Here is a 22,272-nt window from a genome sequence, read left to right as displayed (position 1 = left end):
CTTTTTCCAAGAAGCTTCATTGTTATTTAACGGTTTGATACCATTCATTCGCTGCCTTAACCATATCTGCTCCTCCCTCAGCTCTCCACTGCTCAAGGAATTTATCATAATTCTCAAGTGGTTCTGAACCTGTAATAAACTTAAGCACATTGTCATCTAGGAGAGTTCTGAGCTTCAATGTGTTTTTAGAAACTGCTTCAATCGGTGGTGCAGGTGACATTGGGTCGACTACAATAATACCTTCTGCATTTTTCTGGAATGTTTCGAAATACATTTGCAGCACTGGATCTTTACGAACACGAGCTTGCCAATAAGTCGGATACATCTCTTCGTCAACCCCGGTCAAGAAACTGCTACCGTTGCCCAGGTCATCATTGAATTTAGGCAAGATTGGATAGTACTTGCCATCTTTCACTTCATGATGGACACCTTCTTTTCCAATCGCGAGTTCTTTAAACGTTTCTGGCTCAAGCTTCGCATTCAAGAACTTCATTGCTTCTTCCTTATTCTTCGACGCTTTCGGAATGGCGATAAACCAGCTCGTATTGGCGTTAGCACCAACCACTGCTTTACCGTCCTTCCCTTTCAGATAAGGAATAATAGACACCTTAGCATCAGGGAAATTCTTCTCGAGTGCTGAGATCGTACTTCCAGCATTCCACCAAGCCAGCTTGTAAATAGCCGCTTTTCCACTTGCGAATTTCTCAATCGCTTTCGCCGCGGTATTAATAGGCATCTCAGTATCAAGCAAACCTTCAGTATAAAGCTTATTCATATAAGCTATAAATTCTTTCATTTCAGGAAGTTCAGCTTTATGAACGAGCTGGCCATCAACGTCCTTCCAATCCGTCAATATACCAAAGGTGGTGGCAATATCTCCATAGATTGAATCCTTACTTCCAGTGAGCGGGATAATATTTTTCTTCTCTTTAATTGTCTTAAGAACGGTATACAGTTCATCCGCGTTCGTTGGAGCCGCAAGTCCCAGCTCATCCAACCAATCTTGACGCACAACGAGCTCTTCACCTACAGCTATGCCTGATCCCACTTCAGGAAGTGCATATTTTTTCCCATCAATGGTCGCACTTCCCCAAGACGCAGGCTTTATCGCCTTATTAATATTACTCCCATGAGCTTCAAGCAACTCATCGATAGGCTCCAGTGCTCCAGCTGTGGCAAGACTATAAAATTGGGCGGAATTGAGTTTCATGACATCAAACTCTTCTTTATTCGCTACTAATAAATTCAATTTTTCATCAGCGTTCTCTGCGGGGAGCATTTCGTATTTGACATCATAACCTGTCTTCTCCGTAATTAATTGACTTGTGAATTCTTTACTCGGATCAAATACTCCGTATTGCATGATCATTCGTATTTGCGGCTTAACATCATCTTTTTTCACTTCACCCGCAGGCTCTTTTGTCGCGTTTTCCGGTGCTGGATCTGCCTTTGGTGTGGTGCCACCTCCACAACCCGAAATGGCTAAACTTAATCCTAATAGAACGGCAAGCATCGCTGATTTTTTTCTCATCTTATACCCTCCTCGATAAATGAATAAGTTCGCGAATAAACCACTACATAGCCGGAGCATCACCGCCTTTAAAAAGTGTTACGTCTTAGCCTTTAACAGAACCTACGAGTACACCCTTAACGAAATATTTCTGCAAGAAAGGATACACGAGCAGGATCGGCAAGGTGGCGAGAAGAATCGATGATGCCTGGATGGATTGTGGGGTTGTGTTAATCGCCGCATCCACGTTATTTTTCAGAAAATCACCGCTGGAAGATACGATTAACTCCTTCAAGTAGAGCTGCAATGGCTTCAACTCTGGATTCGTAATATAGATCATGGCGGCAAAGAAATCATTCCAGAACGCAACAGCAAAGAAAAGTCCAATGGTGGCCATCACCGGAAGAGATAGCGGCAGCATGATATGAATCAAGATTCGAATATTGCCTGCTCCGTCCAGCTTCGCGGATTCTTCAAGTGAATCAGGCAAACCTTCAAAGTGATTTTTGATAATAAGCATGTTAAACACATTAACCATCGCCGGTAAAAACAGTACCCCGAACGTATTGACCAGGTTCAAGTTTTGCATTAGCAAATAGGTAGGAATCAATCCGCCGCTGAATAGCATGGTAAATATGAACATTAGGAGGAACCACTTTCTCCCTCTAAGTCTAATTTTGGATAACGGATAAGCCGTTAGTGTTGTCAACGAAAGACTAAGAAGGGTACCAACGATCGTGAGGAGCACTGACGTTCTGAGCGACGATAGAAACATCGAGTCCTGCAGTACATATTTATAAGTTTCAAATTGGACCCCAACAGGTAGAAGCCCTACTCGGCCTGAGATGACCGCTTCCTCACTGCTCATTGATTTCGCAATCAAATTAACAAAAGGAATAAGTGTTGTGCATCCCATAATGATAAAAAAGCAGTAATTAAAGATGGCAAAGCACTTTTCACCGATAGAGGATTTGATCCCCCCTTGTGTCTCTGGTCTGCCTCTTTTCTGCAAGACATGATTGTGATTCATAACTTGGTCCCTCCTTCCTTACCAGATTCCGCGCTGCAGATACTTTTTGCTTAAAGAGTTGCCAACAATGACTAATGTAAAAGATATGATCGCTTCGAACAGCCCAACTGCCGTTGTAAAGCTATAATCCTGATTACCTAGCCCCTGTCTGTATACGTAAGTGCCTATAACATCCGAAACTTTATAAACAACCGGATTGTACATGACAAGAATCTGTTCGGTACCAGCTTCGAGTATGTTTCCAAGGCGCAGGATGAACATCAAAATGATAATCGGCGCAATGCCCGGGAGCGTAATATGCCAGAGTTGCTTCCATTTACCGGCTCCGTCAATCTTGGCAGCCTCATAAAGTACCGGATCGATCGTACTAAACGCAGCAAGATATACGATGGTGCTCCAGCCTGTTTCTTTCCATCCCGCGGAAGTAACTAGAACACTGCGGAACACGCTGTTGTCCAGAAAGAATGCTATGGGCTCGAGATTAAGGGAGACAAGCAATTTATTGACAAGCCCGCCATTCGTCGATAACAAATCAATAAACAACCCGCTTACGATAACCCATGACAAGAAGTGTGGAAGATAGATTACCGTCTGAATCGTTCGTTTAAAGATCATTTTCTTCATCTCATTGAGCATTAGAGCGATAACGATTGGTAGAGGAAATAGAATCAATATTTTGAGCAGACTGATAATAACCGTATTTTTGAAGACTAATGCAAAATCCGGTGAGGTAAATAACTTTTCGAAATGCTTCCACCCCACCCAGGGACTATCCGCAAATCCTGTAAATATATTGAAGTCTTTAAAAGCAATAACGATCCCGTACATCGGTGTATACTTAAACAACAAAATGAACAGAATCCCTGGTACAAGCAACAAATATAAGTCCCATTCCTTCCATATATCTGACCATAAGCGCGGCCAATATCCACCTCTAGAAGGCAGCTTATTTGTTCTAGACTTCATATACTTCCACCCTCTTTTCACTTGGAATGAGTTTGTTTGATACTTAAGATTTTAATTTTGAAAACGATTTCATAACAGGCGACAACCATTACTTTTTTTGGTAATTTGTGCACTTTCCAATCCAAACTATAAAAAAAAGACACCCATATGATCTGCTAACAGACCAGCTTGGATGTCCTTCTTCTCATTTTTACAACTCAAATCATCATTACGATTTAAATTCTCCGGGATTCACGCCCCAATATTTACGAAACACCTTTGTAAAATAACTGACATCACGATACCCGACCAAACGGGCCGCATCATACACCTTATTGCCTTCCTGTAAAACCTGCTTAGCTCTTTCCATCTTCTGCTCCAATACGTAAGTAGAAAAAGCTATCCCCATCTCTTGCTTAAACAACCTGCTGAGGTAAGAGGAATTCACATATAGGCGATCCGCTACCGTATGCAGTGTAATTTCTTGATCAATCTCTTGATCAATAAGGGACAAAATCTCTTTTACCACCTGGTGGCTTGTTGATTTGCGCTGTTTCCTCATATAAGTCGTAATATTGTGAACCGTTCTCATCAGCCATGACCAGGTTACCATTTTAGTATTCAAAAGCTTGATATTTTGAAAATAAATAAAGTCCTCCTCCACAACATGCCTGATCTTCCAGCCTTGCTTCAAAATAATTCGAGTGAACAAACTGTTCATGTACAACACGCTTTCATGGAAATCCTCAGATGATTCAGACTGCGAAAATCCCTCTTCCCATAATTGGGTTAAGACACTCATCGCACGGTCCTCATCGGCTGTTTCAAGCGCAATCTCAAACTGCTTCTCCAGCTGTGATAAACCTGACATATCTAATCCATCGGTACTTGGTGTTTCCCGGTAAGGAATAGCAATATCATGACCATATACAACCCGATCCTGCAATGCTCGAACGGCTTGTGAATACATGTGACTCATATCAGAAATCCCGCCTGCTCCAGCACTAATGCCCGCGCTTGCTGTCAACTTCAATATCTCCTTTGTCTGAGACAACAGCTTTACGACGGTACTGTTAATATGTATCATAAATTCCTTAGAGTCTCGAAGAGGTTCCGCCATAAAAACAAGTAACAAATCATGCTCCGGATCCGCACATACTTTGCAAAAAGATGGAGACATAAATTCGTTAGCCAAGCATTGAATTGTAAATTGGAGCAACTCTGAATCCGCAGCTCCGAATCTTGTATCTTCATCAGATATCGGATCTAGGCTTACAACTACGACCGCGAGCTGCGCATCTTCTTCAATGTCGATGTATAGTTCTCTGCACTTGGCCAACACTTCATGGTTCGTATACCTTCCGCGCACCCAATTCATCATAAAATTGTTCTGCAAATTCGGAAGGTTATCCTTCCATTTACGTTCCAGTTCAGACGTCATTCTCCACTGCTCAAGATCACGACGAAGCTGATCTCTCGCTTCCAAAACCGCGTTCAATATGTCCATCTCTCCCGCTGGTTTAAGCAAATATTTCGACACTCCGTACTCCATGGCGTCCTGAGCAAACTCAAAATTATCATGCCCGCTCAAAATGATCGTCTTTATTAAGGATCTCCCAGACTGAAGCTCATTAAGCTTCCTAATGAGTGTCAATCCATCCATCTCCGGCATTTGTACATCGACCAGCATCATGTCGGGCATTTTACGTTCCGCAAGTTGCAGTGCCTCCACCCCATTGGATGCCAGTCCTACAATTTCGATCCCATGATCATCCCAGGGGATATTGTAAGCTAGCGAATTACGCAGGCGAGGCTCATCTTCTACAATCATCAAATTCATAGAGATTCTCCTTCCATCATTTCATGCAGCAATCAAGCGGAATTGTAATCGTAACTATGGTTCCCGTTCCCGGCGTACTGTCGATCGTGATATCAGATTCGTCCCCATAATATAGTCTCATTCTTGTAAATACATTGCGCAGTCCAAAGAGATCCCTAACATTTTCTTCATCTTGTGAAAGAGATGGAAAGCTTCGTAATCCCATCCGATTAAGCTCATCCTGAATATATCTTAATCGATCTTCTTCCATTCCCTGACCGTTATCTTGGACACTGATAACCACATATTTCTGCTGAACAATCCTGCTGGATATGATAAGTTTACCGTCTGAGGATTTCCCCTCCATACCGTGTATGATTGCATTTTCCACTAAAGGTTGAAGCAGTAATTTTAGAATGGGAACCCCTTTACTTTCCTCTTCAATTTGATACTCCACCGTAAAGCTATCCAGAAAGCGTAGCTGCTGAATCCGAATGTAATAATGAAGGTGCATCACACTTTCCTCAATGGAAAACACTTCTCTACCTTTATTCAGACTTAGGCGAAAGAACTTCGACAGATTCATGACCATCTCGCTGATCTCTTCCGCCTCATAGTTCTTCGCCGTCCAATATATCGAATCAAGCGTATTATAAAGAAAGTGCGGATTAATCTGAGATTGCAAAAATTTCAGCTCTGTTGTTGTCAAACGAAGCTGCTGCTCATAATGGTCTTCAATTAAATGCTTCTGAACAGAGACCATTCTGTTAAAAGACTGAATAAGAAAGCCGAATTCATCCTTTCTTTTATTTTCGATATGTACGTTCATTTCGCCATGACTCAGCCTCTTCATTCCTTTGGATAATTTGAGGACGGGAGAAGCAATCCCACTGTATACAACCCATGAAATAATCATGGCAAGTACAATACTGATCCCGATAATCGTAAAAGTATATAACCGAAGCTGATCATTTTTTTCGTACAACTCATTTTTCGGTTGAACCAAGGCAAGCTTCCACGAAGAGTAATCCGAATCTTTCGTTACTTCCATTTCATAATCAGATAATCCATCTCCTACATCGTCTTTCCCTGTTTCAATGATGACCTCTCCCTTCTCATTCATCAGCGATACTCTACTGTTATCAGAAGGAAGGAGAGTTTTGAGAATATTCAGCAGTTTACTCTTATTGAAACTTACGATCAATAAATTGGACTGTCGTTCCGGATTATATAAATCCATCGCACGAATTAAAGAAATGGTGTCGGTTCTCGTCATTTTCCCGAAAGATAACCCATCAGCTACAGGATAATCAGACATAATATAGGAAATGCCCGTACCATTACTTCTAGCTGATTCAACCAGCCATGCCTGCTGCGGTTCGGAAGTTAGTTTTCGTCCGCCAAAATTAGTTGAGACGAACATATTAGAAGCTTGATGATATATCGAGATTTGAGATACAAATCGATTAACGGAAACTGAGTTCGTTAGCTGCTCCAAAATGTTCGAGAAATCCATGATCGAGTCCGTTGAGAAACCTGAACTGTTTTTGTTAAGCAGCTCATTCATCCCGGGATCTGCAGCGATCAACGTTGAAATCTCCTCTACATTTTGTAGTGCCAGATCAAAGTGGTTCAGTGCGGATGCAAGTGCTAATTCCGTCCTCTCCACCGCTTGTTCATACAAAATATCACGTGATCTTTCAACGGCAAACAAGCTGACGATCACAAGAGGGAGAAGAATAAGCAGGAAGTACCCCGTTAATCTGGTTTGAATATTTTGTGAGAATCGTTCCGTAACCCTGCGCACCAGATTATTCATTTCATCTCTCCCCCAAGAAGGCCGGTGTCATTTTTAGAGACGTACCATTCATTCACTTCCTTCGTGATCTCGTCCCCACCCTCTTGTTTCCAGCGCTCTACATAACGATCAAAGGCATCAACAGGCTCAATACCCATAATAATTTTGGTAAAAATGTCATTTAGGCTGTCCAGCTTCTTGTTGTACTTATTCATCGCTGGGGTAGGTACTCCGTAGAATTGATTTTTAATTACATTTTTCTTAATCATCTCTAAATTGTCATACAAATGAAAATCTCCGAGTGAATCGAGTCTTTCCTTGGACACAAGAGGATCCGGCACATCCACCAGAGATTGATAGATACCTCGGTATAAATGTGTGTCATGCATTTCAAAGTCTGTAATCATCTTACCGTTCTCCCATTTCCAGATTTCATTTTCGAAGCCCAATTTCAAATTTCTATAGTCACTCGCAATGAAATCAAGCAATTGGATCACAGATTTAGCATGTTCAGAGCCTGCTGGAATTACGTTGTAGCCGCGAATAATGTCTTTATCATAGACCCCCTTTAGTCCAGCCGGTCCTGTCGGATACTCCAAGGCGACCCAGCGTGCATTCGGATCCTTCTTCATATTGTCGGCTATAGGCCCGCGGGTGTCATACCAGGTCGCAGAGAATAGCCCCACCCTTCCATTTTCAATTTTCTCATATAAGTTATTTTGCAAATTTAAGGGGAATTCCCGATCTAATAAGCCTTCCTTATACAAACGGGCAAGATAAGCAAGTGCTTCTTTCGTCTCAGGTAGAATCCTTCCATTCACAAGCTTCCCGTCACGCTCAAACCAAGCATCCAGTTGTATACCGAAAGCCCCGAAGAACGGCGCCGACCTCCCTAGATTTGATGTAAACGTTAAACCAACAGTATCATCTAGACCATTGCCATCTGGATCATCCTCGGTGAACGCCCGGATCACCTCGTAGTACTCATCCAGCGTAACAGGATTCTTGAGGCCGAGTCGGTCAAGCCAATCTTTTCTCGCATACATAAGCTCTACACCACTAACCTCATTGAGGCTTGGGATCGCATATATTTTCCCGCCGTACCGCACTCTGTCCCATGCCTCTGCTGGAATTTTCTCCTTCAGATTAGGACCATACTTCTCTATCAAATCATCGAGCGGCATAAACGCTCCTTCTTTCGTATAATTACTGAACCAGACAGGCTCATAAGCATGCAGCATATCCGGTAAGTTCCCCGAAGACATAATCACATCAAGCTTTTCATCATACACTTCAGGCGGCGGTGTTGAGACCTGTATATCAATCCCGATACTCTCCTCAATATAATTTAGGTAACGATTGTCGTTCTCGTCCATTCCTGAAGGAAACGTCATACCTAGATTCGATATGACAATACTTATGTTATCGGCATACAGCTTGGTACTAGTCTTCTTACTACTAACTTGATTTTTAATATAGCCGCACCCTGAAGAAATCAAGAAAGCGATTACAAAAATAACAAAAAACACACGTGTTTTTCTCTTTCCCTTCATAGGCACAATCACTCCCTCCATTGTTAAACACCATTATAATCTTTTATTTTTTAATAACATAGAGTACAAAATCTTATTTGTTCAAAATATTGTGGATCAAAGCACGAAAAAAAAGCCGCATATTAGTTATACATAATATGCGGCCCCTATTTACTTTCATTATCTACTCGTCCTTCTTGCTCTGCCCATCTGAAACATGGTCAATCGTCCTATTAGGATCGGAATTACTACTCTCTTCAATAACTTGGATTGATTCGTGTTCTATTTCAAAAGTATATCCGCACTTCGAGCAAAACCTATCATTGATAGACACTTGATTCCCGCACGATTTGCAGGTTTTTACATCTGTGAGATTTTTAATTAACTGTAGGTTTTGTTCGATCTCCCATTTTAGCTGAACAATATGGTTGATCTGAGGTTCCAGCTGCTCCTTCGTAAGCGGCCAGTCTCCTTTTTCAGCTGAATCGAAAACAAGCTTGCCGATTTCTTGATACTGCTGTTCTATCTCATTCTTCTTGCTGGTATTTTGCAATTTTATTCGATTGATCTCCACCAGCGTTTTGGCTTTGCTTCCTGCCTCGGCAACCCCAGCCTTAAATTTATCCATAAAACTCATGGAATCACTCCTTTCCCCCGTAAGCATCTACTTCAGTTCTATTACGTCAAAACAGGGTATCCGTTTCACCTTTAAACCGCTAAATTCATGATTCATACATCTCCAACTGGTTTATTCGTTACATATAACGACCAGCTTTGTGCCAAAATATAGCCGGAAAGGACTGAGCATATCATGAGTGAAAACAAACCTAAATTTGACGGCCGATTTCCAGGAGTTGACCCGATTCCAGAACCAGACCATCCGGATCAAGCAGCCACAGATATGCTGGACGATGTGGTCACAGGCATTTTGGAAAACAAGGACGAAGAAGAATTGAAGAACTCAGACAAGTCATCCGAAGGGCAATAATCTCCACGGCCATTAATGAATGTCCTAACCCTTCATAGGTACGAAAACGAAAATAACATTTAGACAGCGATTCTCAGATTATTTGGGAATCGCTGTTTTATATTTGAATTAATTCGCTCGTTTGCCACAAAGTTATTGATCTTATTTAGAGATCAATTCCATTATATGATATGATGAAGTTAATCAGTTTTACAGTAGGGTGATCCCCTTATGTCATCGTCTCCATTTCTGACATTCAGAAAGGAGGAGTGGGTACTAGTGCCTAATCCTAATCAATCGTTACCCCATCTGGACGAAACACATAAGCCTTCTACAAATCCTCAACGGAGACCCTTGTTAATGGTGATTCTCGGGAGCTTAATCGCATCTTTTGGTCTAGATATGTTTTTGGTACCCAACGGCTTTATTGCTGGAGGAGTTACTGGCATTTCTGCATTAGCCTCACAGATAACTGGTCTACACACTGGCATGTTTCTCTTTATGCTTAATATGCCCTTGGTTATTTTTATGTTCCGACAACCGAACCGCCATCCAGCTATGAGAGCCGCAGCTGCACTTACTGTATTCTCATTCTGCTCCCTACTTCTACACCCTCTTCCTCCACTGATTGAAGGAGGAGCCGCAGCAGCCGCACTTGGCGGAATCTTTCTTGGGCTTGGCATCGGTATCTGTATTCAACACGGTGCTGTCCTTGATATGCTAGTCCACTTCACTAAACTACCACCTTCAGTTATGGTAATCATTAATAAATTTAACCTATCTCATTCCCGTATTGTTATCAATGTTGTCATCCTATCCATAGCAGGCTTGCTCCTAGGTTTGGAACAAGCAATGTATTCTGCAGTTGCCTGTTTGCTTGCTCTAGAAGCGGCTCACTTAGCTACCACAGGTTTTTCTTTAAAGCGAGAAGTCATCATTCGTAGCTTTCATTCGCAAGACATAGAGAATCAAATATTCAAACAGCTTGCAAGAACGAAGGTCCAACAATCTGAGCACCTGCTGTATCACATTCATCTGTTGGAATTGATCCGATTGAAAACAATCGTGAAGATCATAGATCCAGATGCCTCTATCGTCATCTCTCCAATTTCACGCAAATAAATAGAAAGGACTGTCCCTTATTTCATCGTAATGAAAAGGGTGCAGTCCTTTTTTGAGATTACAATGCTTTTAATAATGCCTACTCGCCGCTGCAATAGGCTATCACATCTCAAAACTGCTCATACATATGTGTCGGGACTATATCTGGGTAATCCGTAATGATTCCATTCACTTTAGCATTCAGTAATGGTGGAATATCAAGTAGATGTCTTACATCCCACACAAACACCTTCATACCTGCATCCTGAATCATTCGAACATGCGCTTCGGTTACCACATGACGAGAGATACTTAAATATTGTACAAACTCGGCGAACTCACTTAATCGTCCATTCTTCAGCTCGGATGATCTGGATATCAGGACAGATAGCGGTATTTCCGGTAAAATCTCATGAAATTTCCGAAGTGATTGGACATCAAAAGACTGAATAATAATCCCATTTATAGCCCAGGATTGATCTCGTACATATTTATGTATAAGTTCAGCCGTTTTTTGTTCAATTCCAGGATTAACTGCTGATGTTTTCAGCTCAATTAACAAAGGGATTTTCCCACCAAATCTCTGAAGTACATCATCCAGTGTCGGGATTTGTTGTGTACGAAATTTGGAACTGTACCATGAACCTGCATCCAACTGTTTAAGCTGATTCAATGTCATATTCTGAACATGCCCCTTACCGCTGCTTGTTCGATTCACTTTAGTATCATGAATAACGACAACTTGTCCATCGCTACTAAGTTGAACATCTAGTTCAATCATATCTGCCCCCATATGATAAGCTTGTTCGAATGCAGCCATCGTATTTTCCGGTGCGTATCCAGATGCACCACGATGGGCGATTCGAAGAACGTCAACATTTGCTGCTGATATCCAGTCATTTATAACCCATTGTTCCAAAGAACTGTATGTGCCGCCTATAATTAGACCCAAAGTTACAACGACAGCCATAACAAAGCGCCACCCTAATCTCAATAATACTCATCCCTTCCGTGAGCGGGATCCTCCCCATCCAACTGATGTTTGTCTCTAATAAGTTTCCCCCGAAACTTGTCATTTCATAAAACGTAAAAATCAAAATGATATTAGTCATTTGTTTAGAAAAAAAGAAATATAGGTTTATTTTCTCCCAAATGCTTGTAGTTTGAACCAAAATGGAGTAACTTGAACATATATGAACGTCATTTGTTCATGACTACATGGTGAAGGAGATTAAAATAATATGGAACGACGTTATGCTTCGCATCCCAATGAGGTCAAACAATTCGACACAGAGCGGCTACGTAAGGAATTTCATATCCCTACTCTGTTTACTCCAGATAAGCTGGAACTGGTACTCACCCACGAAGATCGATTCATCGTTGGAGGCGCTGCTCCTGTTAACGAGGAAGTTAAACTGGAGATAGATTTGAAAGAAATCGGCGTTACCTACTTTCTAGAGCGTAGAGAGCTTGGAATCATCAACGTTGGAGGACAAGGATCAGTTATTGCGGACGGAGTGGAATACTTACTCGGCCATAAAGAATGCCTGTACGTGAGTATGGGTACACGAGAAGTTATTTTCAAAAGTACCGATGCACAGCAACCTGCAAAATTTTATTTGAATTCAGCACCGGCTCACAAAGAGTTTCCGACATCAAAGGCAACCTTGGAAGAAGTAGATTCCAGTGCACTTGGCGATATTAAAAATTCAAATGATCGTGTCATTTATCGATTTATCCACCAGAATGGTATCCAAAGCGCACAGCTTGTCATGGGAATGACGTTGCTGAAAACCGGGAACATGTGGAATACTATGCCTGCACACACACATCCGCGTCGAATGGAAGCTTATATGTATTTCGATCTGCCAGAGGATGCTGTTGTGTTCCATTTAATGGGACAGCCTTCAGAAACACGCCACATTGTGATGAGAAACGAGCAGGCGGTTATTTCTCCAAGTTGGTCCATCCACAGCGGTGTAGGAACGAGCAACTATACCTTTATCTGGGGCATGGCAGGCGATAATAAAAGATACGACGATATGGACCCAGTATCCATGCATGACTTAAAATAAAAGCAATCCAACAAACGGAAGAGATGAAATAAATGAACCCTATAAGACGATACGAAAACATCATGGAGCTGTTGCTTACACATAAGGAAGTTACGGTAGCGGAACTCAGCGACAAGCTTCAGGTTACTGGAAAGACAATCCGCGAGGATCTGACGAAACTGGAGGAACAAGGACTGATTGTCCGAATTCATGGAGGGGCTATGCTTGCCCAAAAAGATCAATTCGGCATTCTTCCTTCGAAAGAACCGCTAACGAAACACGCCGGAGAAAAGAACGAGATTGCCAAACTGGCACTACTTCACATTCATCCCGATGATATAATCGCGCTGGACGGAGGCAGCACTACTCTTGAAATTGCACGTTTGCTTCCAAATGAGCCGTTAACAGTCATAACAAACGATGTGTATATCATCAGTGAGCTGGCTGCTAAAAATCATATCCGCCTTGTTGTTCCTGGAGGGTATCGAGTCCGGAATATGCTTGCAGGGCCTGAAGCAGTGGAGTATGTGAGACAATTAAATATCCAGAAAGCTTTCGTTTCAGCAACCGGGGTTCATTTAGAACATGGTCTGTCTATCTATACCGGAGATCTAATCGATTTCAAAAAAGCACTTGTCAGTACTTCACGTGAAGTGTTTGCAGTAGCTCATCATCATAAATTCGGTCAAACTGCACTGCGGACATTTGCCGCACTCGATGAGCTGACTGCAATCATTACGGATCGGGGACTATCTAAAGAGACAGCGGAGCTCTTCCATAATGCAGATATAACTATTGAAATGCCCCGCTAATTTATAATTGATCATAATCATATAAATATGAGAGGTGTTGTCTACGATGAACAGCTTTGATCTAACAGGGAAAACGGCATTGGTTACCGGGGCAGCCCGCGGACTTGGTCAAGGTATTGCTAAAGCTTTGGCAGCAGCAGGTGCGGATATCGTCTCCGTCTCCTTCAGCACAAGTAAAGACACCGCACAGAGCGTCCGAGATCTTGGCAGACAAGCATCTGAAATTATTGTTGATTTAAGCGATCATTCCAAGCTTCAAGAAACCTTCGATCAAGCCTTAGCATTAACTGGTCATATTGATATTCTCGTCAATAATGCTGGGATCATTCGGAGAACACCAGCAAAAGATCATAGTGCTCAGGATTGGTTTGATGTAATTGATCTCAATCTGAATAGTGTATACCTTCTGTCTCAGATTGCCGGACGTCATATGCTTGAAAGACGTAGCGGAAAAATAATCAATATTTGCTCTATGCTCTCTTATCAAGGTGGCATCAACGTCCCTGGATATACCGCTAGTAAGCATGGTGTTGCTGGATTAACGAAGGCATTCGCCAATGAATGGGCTGACAGCGGTGTTCAAGTAAACGGTATTGCTCCTGGTTACATCGAGACAGATAACACAGAACAAATACGCCAAGATCCTGCTCGAAAGCAGTCTATAACAGAACGAATTCCCGCTGGACGCTGGGGTACACCTGAGGATATTGGAGGTCCTGCTGTATTTCTAGCTTCTTCCGCTGCAGACTACATAAACGGTCATGTTCTTTGTGTTGATGGAGGCTGGATGGGAAGATAGTATTATAAAACGAAATTTCTAGCCAATATAAAAAAGCCCTCCGTTTGTACGGAAGGCTTTTTATTCATATTATTCTTGATCTTCTGTTTCATTAGCTTCTTTATCGGTCTCTTCATCCACAGTATCTGTTTCAGCAGCTTCTACTGCACGTGGTATGATAACAGATGCCAAAACTTCTTCACCTGTAGCATGTAATGTAATCTCCGTTGGAAGCTTGATATCTGCGACCGTAAGCTTGTCACCAACCTCCAGCTCAGAAACATCTATTTCAATCGTTGTAGGAAGATCACCAGGCAACCCTTCAACTTCAAGTTCTGTTTCTTGAATTTGCAAAATCCCGCCTGTTTTCGTGCCTTTTGCCGTTCCTTGATAATCTAGTGCAATCTTAACACGTACAGATTTATTCATAGATATATGCAGGAAATCGACATGCACTACATTTCCATCCCGTTTCTGAATATCTTTAATCAGTACAGGAACGGAGTCCGAACCCTGAATTTGCAAATCAAAAACCTCGGAGCGTCCCGTGTGAAGCAGCTTAGTTGTTTCCTTTAAATTAACGGATACCGGAATACTTTCAGTGTCCGAGCCGTATACAACTGCGGGAATCCCACCGTTTTGTCGTATTCTTCGGCGGGAAGCTCGTGTGAATTCGTTGCGAATATCTGCATTTAGTTGAACGTTGTTTCCTTTTGACGTCATAATTAACATCCTCCTTCTACGAAACAAAGTCTATCTACTTTTACCCTAATTCATTGGTTGCTAATCAATTTAATATTTTCGCAATCTGTTTAATCTCTACTAAGTAGGGTAATTATAATTACCCCCCTCTCTAATAAATATATAAATAGAGCCTGCCGATTTTATCGGCAGGCTCTATTTTGTATTAACTAGCCATATCAGAATGTGAGCGCCACTCACCACTTCCACTGATCACTTTGATCTTGAGCTGTTTCTCGCCGGGCGGCAATATAATGAAACGATCTTGCTCCCACTCTCTAGCCTCCCATTCGTTTAATCGAACAATACAACCAATCCGTTTCATGTCAGCTTCAGTGTAAATAACTGCTGTAACTCTACCATCCTCTTTTTGCGTAAAATCAATCTGCCCATCCTTAATACCAGTTCCCCATACCCATAAGTTCCAGCCATCATAATTTTGATCTTCGCGTTCATATTCCAATTCGATCTTCACTACATTTCTCTTCGGACGCTGCTTATCAGCCCGCAGCACCATTATGGATAAACCCGGAACGTTGATCTCCGAAGTATCTACAATCATAAGTGTTTCTATTCCAGCCATTCTATCATTCACTACGACATTCCAACCATAGGGTGATGCAGGTAGATCCATGATCGATTCATGGTAGCTACCGTTAACAATAACAACAATATCACTCCAAACATCTTCATTAGCGTGGTTATTCAAACGATAAGCTATTAACTGATCTCCGCAGCGAATAATTTCCATATGCTCTTCTATTTGAGCACGATTATTCATTCTAAACGCCGGATGCAAGCGTCTCAATTGGAGCAATCCTTTATAATACTGAAAGACTGGTAGAAATCTTCCTTTATTCTCCCAACGAATCCCGTTAATAGCATCGCCGCTCCGGTAACTGTTATGATCACCATACTTACTTCTAAGCAGCTCATCACCCGCATGAATTAGAGGAATACCTTGCGATAATAACACGATACCATTCGCAAGAAGCGATCTTCTCACAGGTTCGGATTCCATCACTTCATCTTCAGAAACCGCAAAGTATGGCTGGCAATTAGACAATTCTTCTAAAAGATCTCCTCCACTGACAGGGGATCCATTATTCAGATGCATCAATCCTGCTTGTTGACCCATTCCTAACGAAGTAAGCACTTTATCCCACAGGTTCAAATTATCGTGTACTGTTACATAGTTGACGGTCTCAGAGGCATGTTCTGCAAAATCGTGAATCGAGCCCATCATCCCCTCTGCTATAGCGCCTTCACACCATATTTCTCCCGTAGCAAACCCCTTACCGCCTCCATCGTTATCCCCTTTTATCGCATGACGGAAATGATCGTTAAATACAGCAAATCCTTTTCCCCGCTGTGTTCCTTTCACGGTCTTGTTGTGCAACGGACTATCTCCACCTGTCCAAGGCTCACCGTATATTAATATCTTCGGATCTACTTCACTCCGCAGCTCGTCTACAATTTCATAAATCGTGGTTGTATCCATCAATGCCATTAGGTCAAATCTGAAACCATCAATATGATATTCCTCAGCCCAATATCGAAGAGAATCCTTAATAAATTTCCGTACCATTGACTTTTCCGTTGCCAATTCATTTCCAACACCGGAACCATTAGACAATTCACCATTTCCGTTTCTGCGATAGAAATAGCCTGGAACAACCGGTTCGAACGGTCCATCATCCACCGTATAAGTGTGGTTATAGACGACATCCATAATTACTCTAATACCCTTCTTATGAAGCGCATGTATCATTTCTTTACACTCAAGAATTCGAATCTCCGGTTTCGTCGGATCGGTTGCATAGGAACCTTCTGGCACATTGTAATTTTGCGGATCATATCCCCAGTTGTATGCTTGTTCGTTATCCATCTCATTGACCGTTTTAAAATCAAATATAGGCAACAAATGCACATGGGTTACACCTAATTCAGCCAAATGATCAATGCCTAAACTGTTTCCGTTTTCATCTTTAAGCCCAGTTTCCGTAAAAGCTTTGTATTTCCCCTTATACTTCATTCCAGAATCAGATGAAATAGAGAAATCACGTACATGAAGCTCATACAATACGGCATCTGTAGGCTGAATGAATGGTGGTCGCTCATCCCGATCCCAATCTTGTGGATTGCAGGCCTCCGGATCAACGATAGCTCCACGACAACCATTTACAGACACAGCTGTTGCATAAGGATCTATGGCATAACGATATTCGCCGGCTTCATGTTCAATTTTGTACATATAATATTTATTGTTTGTATTCTCGGTGACCGTGATCCTCCATAATCCGTCGTCTTCACGATTCATTTGGATCTCATAACCACCATCATGATTCGTGACGAACCCTCGCTCATCATATGTTCCTGCATCCTCATACAGTACAAGGAATACTGAAGACGCTGTTGGAGCCCATAAGCTGAATACACTTCGGTCTTTACTATAGGTTACTCCTAATTTCATATTCTTAATATTGTTGATCGTGTCCATATTCATCATTATCACCGTCACTTTTAAAATGGATTCATTTAATAGTATTGGCGCCTGATTCATAAGACAGACCTCTCGGGCTGATAAATCGCCTATACTTTCAGTATATGCTTGTTGGCGCCAGTCGGTATGGGTGTGTACACTACTAATATCGGAATATTAGAGGAGATACATAATCATTAATCATAATAAATCTGGTTATAAACACCCATATAAAAATAAAAAGAGCACCCGTCTATAATAGACGGATGCTCTGAAAAATACGCTTCATAACTTGTCCGAAACTTGAAATATTAACTAGCCTAGTATTACTCGGCAGTTGCTTTATTCACCAGCTCAACAACTTCCTCTGCTGTGCGCATATCAAGCGCTTTTGCAGCCAGTTCCTGCATATCCGCACGGGACAAGCGAGAGATTTGGCTACGAGCAGGAAGGATTGAAGTGGCACTCATACTAAATTCATCGAGACCGAGACCAAGCAGAAGAGGAATCGCAGTTGTATCGCCTGCCATCTCACCACACATACCTGCCCAACGGCCTTCACGATGAGCAGCGTCAATAACCATTTTTACTAAACGAAGAATAGCCGGATTGTATGGCTGATACAGATAAGATACCCGTTCATTCATACGGTCAGCAGCCATCGTATACTGAATCAGATCGTTGGTTCCGATACTGAAGAAGTCTACTTCTTTCGCGAACTGGTCAGCCATCACAGCTGTTGATGGAATCTCCACCATAATACCAAGCTGAATGTTCTCCGATACGGCTGTTCCTTCAGCAATTAACTTCGCTTTCTCTTCTTCAAGAAGCGCCTTAGCTTCACGGAATTCACCTAGCGTAGCGATCATCGGGAACATGATTCGCAAGTTGCCATGAACACTTGCACGAAGCAACGCACGAAGCTGAGTTCTGAAAATGTCTTGACGCTCCAGACAGAGACGAACCGCACGGAATCCAAGGAACGGATTCATCTCCTTAGGTAAATCAAGGTAAGGCAACTCTTTGTCGCCGCCGATATCAAGCGTACGTACTACAACTGGTTTACCTTCCATTTTCTCAAGTACAGTTTTGTACGCATTATACTGAACCTCTTCAGATGGAAGTTTATCACGATCCATGTACAAGAACTCTGTACGGTAAAGGCCAACGCCTTCTCCGCCATTATCCAGTACACCTGCCACATCGTTCGGTGTGCCGATATTAGCAGCCAGTTCCACATGAACTCCATCTTTCGAAACTGTCGGTTCACTGCGCAGCTTTCTCCATTCCTCAACCTGCTTAGCATACGCTTCCTGCTTCGCTTTGTATTCCGCTACGATCTCTTCGGAAGGATTGATCAGTACATTACCTTCCAGACCATCCACGATAACAAGGTCGCCTGCTTTTACTAAGGAAAGAACATTCTTCGTTCCCACTACGGCAGGAATTTCAAGAGAGCGTGCCATGATCGCTGAATGTGAAGTACGTCCACCAATATTTGTTGTGAAGCCTTTAACATAAGTGCGATTCAATTGTGCTGTATCTGACGGAGTCAAATCTTCAGCAATAACAATTACCTCTTCACTGATTTCTGATGGACTTACATGATTCAAACCAAGAAGATGCTTAAGAATTCGTTTCGTTACATCACGCATATCTGCTGCTCTTTCTTGCAGATATGCACTCTTCATTGTCTCAAACATCTGAATAAATTGTGTTGCTGTTTCGTTTAGAGCATACTCAGCGGTTACCGATTCAGCGGCGATTTTGTCCTTCACAGGACTAATCAGCTCAGGATCTTCAAGGATCAAAAGGTGAGATTCGAAAATCTCAGCCTTTTTCTCCCCCATCTCCTGCCGTGTGCGCTCCTTGATTGCTTCCAGTTCTGCTTTGGATTGATCAAGTGCTGCATCCAGTTTGGAGATTTCACGATTCACATCATCAGTCTGCTGATAAGTAACCGTATAATCAGGATGCTCTAAGGTAAATGCACGCGCAATGGCAATACCCGCCGATGCCGCGATTCCCTTAATGTTATTCATTGATTTCTCCCAGCCCTTCGTTAATCATCACTTCAGAAAGTGCAGTAAGTGCCTCGTTTTCACTTGCTCCTTCCGAGATCAGTGTAAGTGTATCACCTTGTTCCAATCCCAAAGATAGAACACCCAGGATGGATTTCAAAGTAACTTTTTTACCATTTGCTTCTGCGAAAGACTCTGTATCTTTAAATTTATTAGCTGTGTTCACCAATGCTGTTGCTGGACGTGCGTGGATTCCATCTTCGTCGATAATTCTGAATGTTTTTTGCATGTTTATCATCCTCTTTCTTCTTTTTAATAAAATTACCCAATTTATTTAATTGTAATAATATTGGGTTCTCCCGCTTTAACAACACCCGTTTTATTCAGCTTCACCGAAACTCCCTCAGGTAGATTCGAGAAGATGACTGGAGAAATTATGGATTTCGCATGCTCCTTCACATACTCAAGATCCACCTCCATAATCGGCTGGCCGGCTGACACAAGGTCTCCCTCGTTAACAAGAACTTTAAATCCTTGTCCCTTTAACTTAACAGTATTGACACCTATATGAACAAGCACTTCTTTTCCGCCATCCGACATAATGCCGATCGCGTGTTTGCTTGGGAAGACATTAAATACTTTACCGTATACTGGGGAGGCAATTTTTCCGTCATGCGGCAGAACCGCAAATCCGTCACCTGTCATTCGCTCCGCGAACACCGGATCCGGTACATTCGAAATATCCATCAGTTCTCCGTTTACTGGAGAGACGATATCTTCAAGGATAACAGCATCACCATCTTGTGCCGCCTGTTGCTCTACAACTGCCGGCTCCTCGATCGCGGTTTCCTTAGAAGGTTCCGAATTAGACGGAGTAGGCGTTTTACCCGAAATAATATCCTGAATCTGTGATTTAATGGTATCGGATCGGGTACCAAAAATCGCTTGGATATTGTTCCCCACCTCTAGTACTCCAGAAGCACCAAGTTGTTTTAAACGAGCTTTATCCACATTATTCTTATCCTTAACCTCAACCCGGAGACGTGTAATACAAGCATCTAGATGCGCAATGTTTGTCTGTCCACCAAGTGCAGTCAAGATGTTAAATGGAAGCTCATTCTTGCTATTTCCTCCTGAATTTGAGCTTTCCTCATTCTCAGTCGGCTCTTCACGTCCTGGAGTTCTAAGATTGAACTTACGAATAATAAATCGGAATCCGAAGTAGTAAATTACCGCCATTATCAAACCGACAATGATGACATTCCACCATGGGGTCCGATTCGGAATTACACCAAAGATCACATAGTCAATCAAACCACCGGAGAACGTCATACCAATCTTTGTACCCAAAATGTGCATGGTCATGAAAGAAAGACCCGCAAACACCGCATGAACCGCAAACAGAAGCGGTGCAACAAAGAGGAATGAGAATTCAAGCGGCTCTGTAATCCCTGTCAAGAAAGAGGTAAGAGCTGCTGAGCCCATAATACCGGCAATAAGTTTCTTATTCTCCGGTCTAGCCTCATGATAAATCGCAAGTGCTGCTGCTGGAAGACCAAACATCATAAACGGAAACTTACCAGTCATGAAGGTACCTGCGGTAAATTCCACACCATCTCGAAGCTGAGCCATGAAAATATTCTGGTCTCCGCGTACAAGCTGTCCCGCCTGATTCACATAATCTCCGAACTCAAACCAGAACGGTGAATAGAAAATGTGATGTAATCCAAACGGAATTAATCCCCGCTCCACAACACCGAAAATAAACGCCGAGAGTGTCAGATTCTGCTCCAGCATGAAGTGGGAAGCTGTATTCAGCCCGGATTGAATTGGCGGCCAGATGATTGTCATCAGCAAGCCCAACAGAACTGAAGTAGCTGCTGTCATAATCGGTACAAACCGCTTACCAGCGAAGAAACCTAAATACGACGGCAGTTCGATATTGTAAAATCTTCGATACATACTCGCTGCCAAAACACCGACGATTATACCGCCGAACACCCCTGTTGCGAGTGTAGGGATACCAAGTACACTAGCATAAGCATTGTCGGAACCGATCATCGATGGAGTAACACCTAGAATGGTACCCATAGTTACATTCATTACCAGGTAACCGATAATCGCTGCTAGACCTGCGACTCCTTCTCCCCCAGCCAAACCGACAGCAACACCGACGGCAAACAGCAAGGACAAATTCGTAAATACGATCTGGCCTGCGTTCATCATTACAGTTGCAACCGACTGAACCCAAGGGGCATTTAGCCATGATACATATTGAAGGAAGTCAGGGTTGACCAGCATGTTCCCAAGCCCTAGTAGTAATCCTGCTGCTGGCAGGATGGCAACTGGTAGCATGAGAGCTTTCCCGACTCTCTGCAAGACCCCAAAAAGCCTTTTAAACATAGTATTTCTCCTTTTTCTCTAGATGTATGAGCTTGGTGAGTAGCAAAACCTTAAACCGAAAAAAAAGGCATGAGCATACGCCAGGATTTCGGTTATTCTAAATCTTCATGGATTAGATTACCCATAAAAGCATAGAAACAACCAAAAATGTCCTGTTATACACTCATGCCTGATCGAATCAGTCACACGTTGATTTGAAGTTCTGCTAAATTACTGAATCGTATTATAACACTCATTTTTTCGGTTTTCAAGCACTTTAACCATATCTCTTGGATCTTC

Annotated in this window: 18 protein-coding genes; 5 read left to right on the top strand and 13 right to left on the bottom strand. The window is 42.4% G+C overall.

Features of this window, described 5'->3' with window-relative positions; all coding sequences use genetic code 11:
* Window positions 1-22: 22 nt before the first annotated feature.
* From ACFQV5_RS20975 to ACFQV5_RS20945, 7 genes are all read right to left on the bottom strand, one after another.
* Entirely contained in the window at window positions 23-1,531 is a 1,509-nt protein-coding gene (locus ACFQV5_RS20975; RefSeq protein WP_379249646.1) for an extracellular solute-binding protein, read from the bottom strand.
* 85 nt (window positions 1,532-1,616) lie between these two features.
* The gene (locus tag ACFQV5_RS20970) at window positions 1,617-2,540 is read right to left on the bottom strand and encodes a carbohydrate ABC transporter permease (RefSeq protein ID WP_379249644.1); all 924 of its coding nucleotides are present in this window, start codon (window positions 2,538-2,540) and stop codon (window positions 1,617-1,619) included.
* Between the two features lie 18 nt (window positions 2,541-2,558).
* Entirely contained in the window at window positions 2,559-3,506 is a 948-nt protein-coding gene (locus ACFQV5_RS20965) for an ABC transporter permease (protein ID WP_379249642.1), read from the bottom strand.
* A gap of 208 nt (window positions 3,507-3,714) precedes the next feature.
* A complete protein-coding gene (locus tag ACFQV5_RS20960; RefSeq protein WP_379249640.1) occupies window positions 3,715-5,325 on the bottom strand; it encodes a response regulator transcription factor in 1,611 nt (536 codons plus the stop codon).
* A 16-nt stretch (window positions 5,326-5,341) separates the two neighbouring features.
* Entirely contained in the window at window positions 5,342-7,123 is a 1,782-nt protein-coding gene (locus tag ACFQV5_RS20955; RefSeq protein WP_379249638.1) for a cache domain-containing sensor histidine kinase, read from the bottom strand.
* Window positions 7,120-8,655 carry an extracellular solute-binding protein gene (locus tag ACFQV5_RS20950; protein ID WP_379249637.1) on the bottom strand — a complete coding sequence of 512 codons (1,536 nt, stop codon included), beginning with the start codon at window positions 8,653-8,655 and terminating at the stop codon, window positions 7,120-7,122. Before ACFQV5_RS20950 ends, ACFQV5_RS20955 begins: the two co-directional genes overlap by 4 nt.
* Window positions 8,656-8,818: 163 nt before the next feature.
* Window positions 8,819-9,262: a zinc ribbon domain-containing protein gene (locus tag ACFQV5_RS20945; protein WP_379249635.1), complete on the bottom strand. Its 444-nt coding sequence runs from the start codon at window positions 9,260-9,262 to the stop codon at window positions 8,819-8,821.
* 183 nt (window positions 9,263-9,445) lie between these two features.
* On the opposite strand from ACFQV5_RS20945, the gene ACFQV5_RS20940 reads away from it, so the two are divergent.
* Complete coding sequence (locus tag ACFQV5_RS20940) at window positions 9,446-9,622, top strand: hypothetical protein (RefSeq protein WP_379249633.1); 177 nt, start codon at window positions 9,446-9,448, stop codon at window positions 9,620-9,622.
* 258 nt (window positions 9,623-9,880) lie between these two features.
* Complete coding sequence (locus ACFQV5_RS20935; protein ID WP_379249631.1) at window positions 9,881-10,723, top strand: YitT family protein; 843 nt, start codon at window positions 9,881-9,883, stop codon at window positions 10,721-10,723.
* A gap of 109 nt (window positions 10,724-10,832) precedes the next feature.
* On the opposite strand, the gene ACFQV5_RS20930 is transcribed toward ACFQV5_RS20935, so the two are convergent.
* The gene (locus tag ACFQV5_RS20930; protein ID WP_379249629.1) at window positions 10,833-11,672 is read right to left on the bottom strand and encodes a glycerophosphodiester phosphodiesterase; all 840 of its coding nucleotides are present in this window, start codon (window positions 11,670-11,672) and stop codon (window positions 10,833-10,835) included.
* A 271-nt stretch (window positions 11,673-11,943) separates the two neighbouring features.
* Between ACFQV5_RS20930 and kduI the strand changes: the two genes are divergently transcribed.
* From kduI to kduD, 3 genes are read left to right on the top strand one after another with little or no spacing between them, the layout of a single operon-like run.
* Window positions 11,944-12,777 carry a 5-dehydro-4-deoxy-D-glucuronate isomerase gene (kduI, locus tag ACFQV5_RS20925; RefSeq protein WP_379249627.1) on the top strand — a complete coding sequence of 278 codons (834 nt, stop codon included), beginning with the start codon at window positions 11,944-11,946 and terminating at the stop codon, window positions 12,775-12,777.
* 32 nt (window positions 12,778-12,809) lie between these two features.
* Window positions 12,810-13,568 carry a DeoR/GlpR family DNA-binding transcription regulator gene (locus tag ACFQV5_RS20920; RefSeq protein ID WP_379249625.1) on the top strand — a complete coding sequence of 253 codons (759 nt, stop codon included), beginning with the start codon at window positions 12,810-12,812 and terminating at the stop codon, window positions 13,566-13,568.
* A gap of 46 nt (window positions 13,569-13,614) precedes the next feature.
* A complete protein-coding gene (gene kduD / locus ACFQV5_RS20915; RefSeq protein WP_379249623.1) occupies window positions 13,615-14,367 on the top strand; it encodes a 2-dehydro-3-deoxy-D-gluconate 5-dehydrogenase KduD in 753 nt (250 codons plus the stop codon).
* Between the two features lie 69 nt (window positions 14,368-14,436).
* On the opposite strand, the gene ACFQV5_RS20910 is transcribed toward kduD, so the two are convergent.
* The 5 genes from ACFQV5_RS20910 to ptsG form a co-directional block, all read right to left on the bottom strand.
* Window positions 14,437-15,069, bottom strand: coding sequence for a 50S ribosomal protein L25 (locus ACFQV5_RS20910; protein WP_379249622.1), 633 nt, complete (start codon window positions 15,067-15,069; stop codon window positions 14,437-14,439).
* Between the two features lie 184 nt (window positions 15,070-15,253).
* Complete coding sequence (gene pulA / locus ACFQV5_RS20905; RefSeq protein ID WP_379249620.1) at window positions 15,254-17,650, bottom strand: type I pullulanase; 2,397 nt, start codon at window positions 17,648-17,650, stop codon at window positions 15,254-15,256.
* A gap of 245 nt (window positions 17,651-17,895) precedes the next feature.
* Window positions 17,896-19,611: a phosphoenolpyruvate--protein phosphotransferase gene (gene ptsP, locus ACFQV5_RS20900; RefSeq protein WP_379249618.1), complete on the bottom strand. Its 1,716-nt coding sequence runs from the start codon at window positions 19,609-19,611 to the stop codon at window positions 17,896-17,898.
* A complete protein-coding gene (locus ACFQV5_RS20895; protein ID WP_379249616.1) occupies window positions 19,604-19,879 on the bottom strand; it encodes an HPr family phosphocarrier protein in 276 nt (91 codons plus the stop codon). Before ACFQV5_RS20895 ends, ptsP begins: the two co-directional genes overlap by 8 nt.
* A 41-nt stretch (window positions 19,880-19,920) precedes the next feature.
* Entirely contained in the window at window positions 19,921-21,993 is a 2,073-nt protein-coding gene (gene ptsG, locus ACFQV5_RS20890; protein ID WP_379249614.1) for a glucose-specific PTS transporter subunit IIBC, read from the bottom strand.
* Window positions 21,994-22,272 lie beyond the last annotated feature (279 nt).

The organism is Paenibacillus sp. GCM10028914, assembly GCF_042666275.1.
Classification (GTDB): domain Bacteria; phylum Bacillota; class Bacilli; order Paenibacillales; family Paenibacillaceae; genus Paenibacillus_AQ.
This window is presented reverse-complemented; position numbering and strand designations above follow the sequence as displayed.

Bases quoted from the DNA above. Each gene is read 5' to 3' on its own strand.
- ACFQV5_RS20975 (WP_379249646.1), bottom strand. From the start codon at position 1,531: ATGAGAAAAAAATCAGCGATGCTTGCCGTTCTATTAGGATTAAGTTTA.
- ACFQV5_RS20970 (WP_379249644.1), bottom strand. From the start codon at position 2,540: ATGAATCACAATCATGTCTTGCAGAAAAGAGGCAGACCAGAGACACAA.
- ACFQV5_RS20965 (WP_379249642.1), bottom strand. From the start codon at position 3,506: ATGAAGTCTAGAACAAATAAGCTGCCTTCTAGAGGTGGATATTGGCCG.
- ACFQV5_RS20960 (WP_379249640.1), bottom strand. From the start codon at position 5,325: ATGAATTTGATGATTGTAGAAGATGAGCCTCGCCTGCGTAATTCGCTA.
- ACFQV5_RS20955 (WP_379249638.1), bottom strand. From the start codon at position 7,123: ATGAATAATCTGGTGCGCAGGGTTACGGAACGATTCTCACAAAATATT.
- ACFQV5_RS20950 (WP_379249637.1), bottom strand. From the start codon at position 8,655: ATGAAGGGAAAGAGAAAAACACGTGTGTTTTTTGTTATTTTTGTAATC.
- ACFQV5_RS20945 (WP_379249635.1), bottom strand. From the start codon at position 9,262: ATGGATAAATTTAAGGCTGGGGTTGCCGAGGCAGGAAGCAAAGCCAAA.
- ACFQV5_RS20940 (WP_379249633.1), top strand. From the start codon at position 9,446: ATGAGTGAAAACAAACCTAAATTTGACGGCCGATTTCCAGGAGTTGAC.
- ACFQV5_RS20930 (WP_379249629.1), bottom strand. From the start codon at position 11,672: ATGGCTGTCGTTGTAACTTTGGGTCTAATTATAGGCGGCACATACAGT.
- kduI (WP_379249627.1), top strand. From the start codon at position 11,944: ATGGAACGACGTTATGCTTCGCATCCCAATGAGGTCAAACAATTCGAC.
- ACFQV5_RS20920 (WP_379249625.1), top strand. From the start codon at position 12,810: ATGAACCCTATAAGACGATACGAAAACATCATGGAGCTGTTGCTTACA.
- kduD (WP_379249623.1), top strand. From the start codon at position 13,615: ATGAACAGCTTTGATCTAACAGGGAAAACGGCATTGGTTACCGGGGCA.
- ACFQV5_RS20910 (WP_379249622.1), bottom strand. From the start codon at position 15,069: ATGACGTCAAAAGGAAACAACGTTCAACTAAATGCAGATATTCGCAAC.
- pulA (WP_379249620.1), bottom strand. From the start codon at position 17,650: ATGAATCAGGCGCCAATACTATTAAATGAATCCATTTTAAAAGTGACG.
- ptsP (WP_379249618.1), bottom strand. From the start codon at position 19,611: ATGAATAACATTAAGGGAATCGCGGCATCGGCGGGTATTGCCATTGCG.
- ACFQV5_RS20895 (WP_379249616.1), bottom strand. From the start codon at position 19,879: ATGCAAAAAACATTCAGAATTATCGACGAAGATGGAATCCACGCACGT.
- ptsG (WP_379249614.1), bottom strand. From the start codon at position 21,993: ATGTTTAAAAGGCTTTTTGGGGTCTTGCAGAGAGTCGGGAAAGCTCTC.